The sequence below is a fragment of the Mycobacterium sp. genome (assembly GCF_052144515.1).
Taxonomy (GTDB): Bacteria; Actinomycetota; Actinomycetes; order Mycobacteriales; family Mycobacteriaceae; genus Mycobacterium.
Genome location: NZ_JBKQQD010000083.1, coordinates 1 through 2,784 on the forward strand (window position 1 = coordinate 1; position 2,784 = coordinate 2,784).

2 protein-coding genes and 1 pseudogene are annotated in these 2,784 nt (G+C 64.9%); 2 read left to right on the forward strand and 1 reads right to left on the reverse strand.

The annotated features are described in order from the left end of the window. Positions 1-253 (forward strand): hypothetical protein (locus ACLP9N_RS04410; protein WP_442406249.1); only part of this gene is annotated, 253 nt, incomplete at its 5' end. Positions 254-323: 70 nt separating this feature from the next. Here the strand turns inward: ACLP9N_RS04410 and ACLP9N_RS04415 are convergent. Further along, positions 324-1,739 carry a hypothetical protein gene (locus tag ACLP9N_RS04415; RefSeq protein WP_442406248.1) on the reverse strand — a complete coding sequence of 472 codons (1,416 nt, stop codon included), beginning with the start codon at positions 1,737-1,739 and terminating at the stop codon, positions 324-326. 605 nt (positions 1,740-2,344) lie between these two features. Here ACLP9N_RS04415 and ACLP9N_RS04420 point away from each other — a divergent pair. Further along, a pseudogene (locus tag ACLP9N_RS04420) lies at positions 2,345-2,784 on the forward strand (sulfotransferase family protein); the annotation flags it as partial.

Below are 2,784 nucleotides of genomic sequence, written 5' to 3' on the forward strand. Positions count from 1 at the left end.
AGCCACGCTGACCCGCAACGACATTCACTACCACGGCACCAACGCCACGGTGCCCACCCTGGCCGAACCCACCCCCGATCAACGCCGCGCCTTCGACCTCATCGGCACCCCCACCCCACTCACCGCACGAAGTCCGCACCGCGTACCTGAATTCACAGCTCGCCGCGTAAATGGACACGAAATCCGCAGTACGGAAAACGCGGGGCAGCCCAACGCACTGAATCGACGGCATCGCACGAAAAATCGAGGCTAGCGCCGCCAGCGCACACCACGTCGCTGTCAGAAGATAGATCAGCAGGGGCGGCCTGCACGCGAACGATTCGTTATTCGATCTCGCCAGTCAGCTCGAACTCAGCCAGCGTGCGCGCAGCCAGCTCACGCAACGCGGGCTTTGTGTTCTCGGCGCCCGGTTGGTAGGCGAGGACGTGGATGGAAAACTTGCCGAGCGCCGGCGCGCGGTGAGATAGCAGCTGCAGTTGGCCGCCCATTCGCTCAAGCCACTGTCGCGTTGCGTTTTGGTTAGTCGCTCGTGCGTAGAAGTACTCGCAGTCGGTGCCGTCGGGACGGGTCACGATTGAGCCGACGTCGCCGAAGTTAGAACAAACTACCGGGTGATCGGGGTCGGTGAGCGCCCCATCAACCAGCTGTTTCCACGCGCGTTTCGGCGTGAACGGAGTCAACGGAGCGAGCTGCACTGATACGTCGTCCGGCGTTTCCCGCAGAGCCTTTAGCGCCTGGCTGATGGCGGCGCGGGCGTCACGCAGATCCGCCGTTGCTTGCGTCGGGTCGACCTTGACGCGGGTGAAGGACACTGCGACCGCACGTGTATCGCCCTCGGTGCGGTTGCTCGCAACGAGTTGTACGGTGACGGTGCCGTCATCGTCATGTCGGAACCCCAGGCGCTCCCCGAGTTTCGCCGCCAACCCGACGGCCAGCGTGTTACTCGCTCCGCCAAGAGTCTTCGCACGGACATCCCAGTCTTCCAGGTCGATGTAGATCGTGATGCCGGGTACGACGACAAGGTCATCGCCGTCGCCTCCGTCGAGGGCGACGGGTCGCGATGCCGGTGATCGGGCAACGTCGTGCCGGCGACGGCGGGCCGCTTTTGCCCCCGCGACAAGCGCCCGGGCAACTGCAGGCGCTTCGCGGGCTGTTTGGCCGGCATCCTGAACCACCGCGCGCAGTCGAGCTCGTGAACGCGGCGGCGGGTAGGCAAGATCGGGTGTGTTGCCCAGGATCGCATTAACCATCGCGATGAGGGACCCGATGCCGTCGAGCAGGTAGTGGGAAACCACCATGGTGACTGCGGTCGAGCCGTCCGTCAGAGGTAGGACGCCGAGATACCAGCCGGGCCCCCATTCCGGATCAAGGGGCAGTTGTGCCCGTTCATCAGCCCAGTCGCTGAGTTCAGCGCGTGGACGGGCGCACTCAGCGATATCGATGTCCGACGGTCCACGATCTGCAACAACCCACCGATGCCGGCCGAACGGCAGTGGCGAACGCTCGATGCACCGTCCGAACAACGCGTAACCGAGATCGTGGTGTAAACGCCTCAGCGCATCGAAGTCGATAGCGTGCTCGTAAACCCACACGGCCTGCATGACTTCCTTCTGGCCGGCGGCGCGATGCCCGTCAAAGAAGGCTTGGTCGAGCAAGGCGAGCCGATTGTCCGGCCTCGCATCACCGTTGGATGCGCGGCCGTTAAAGGGTGCACGTGCGGGACGTATGCGGACCGGCACCGATCAGCCTCCGACGACACAGGATTCGCCCGTGACGCCCGGTGGGGCGTACACCTGGTCATGGGGGGCGACGCCGCGGGCCTCAGTGGGGTGGAACCGATTCATCGCATCAGGTTAGCTCCGGTGCTTCGGCTCGGCCCAGCTTTTGGCGAAGACCCCAACCGTGTTCGACGACGCCGGGGCCGAGACTCACGTTGGTGTCGAAACCGCCTTGGGTTACCCGGAATGTCTGCATATGTTCGTGGCTGGGCAGCTTTTTGTCCCTGCGCCCTTGTGGACCCCGGATGGCTGCCGTCGAGTCCAGGGTTGAACAATTCGTTGATCGATCTCGCCAGTCAGGTCAAACGCGGCCCGCGTGTGCGGGCCACCACAGGAAAATCAGTCTTGGCGTTCTTGCCCGCCCGAGATTTGCTACATGTTGCGACGGCGACAGGGTCGGGCCCTTATCGTGTTGTCGTGATCAAGCGTCAGCTTGCTGCCGGGAAGCGCGCCGCGGGACCTTCTTTTTTCCGTCCGGCGGCGGCGCGGATCGATCGACTCGACGCGGCCACACGGGCCAAGCGCGCTCCTGCGCCGTGCGCGGCATCGAGCACGAAGTTGTGCTGGTGACCCCCGCCGCGCAGTCCGAAACTGCGGCCCGCCCGGTCGCTTTGTTCGTGGTGGGCTATGCCCGGTCCGGAACGTCGGCGCTGACGCGGGTTCTCTCATTGTGCGGTGCTACGCTCCCGCCCCGGCTATTGGGCGCCACCAAGAGGTATCCAGCTGGCTTTTGGGAGCCGCGCGCAGCCATCCACCTCAACGGAGCAATCCTGCGCCGCCACGGCAGCGCCGGGTTTGACCCGACGCTGCGCCTGCAGGAGGAAGGTGCCTTCGACGCCGTTGAGAAGGCCGCCTGCATCGCCAAGATCCGGGCGTTCCTCACCACGTTGCCGGCCGCGCCGCTCGTGGTCATCAAGGACCCGAAGATAACGGCGCTGTCTGGCATGTGGTTCGAAGCGGCGCGTCAGGCCGGATTCGACCCCATGGCCGTGATTGCGGTGCGCCA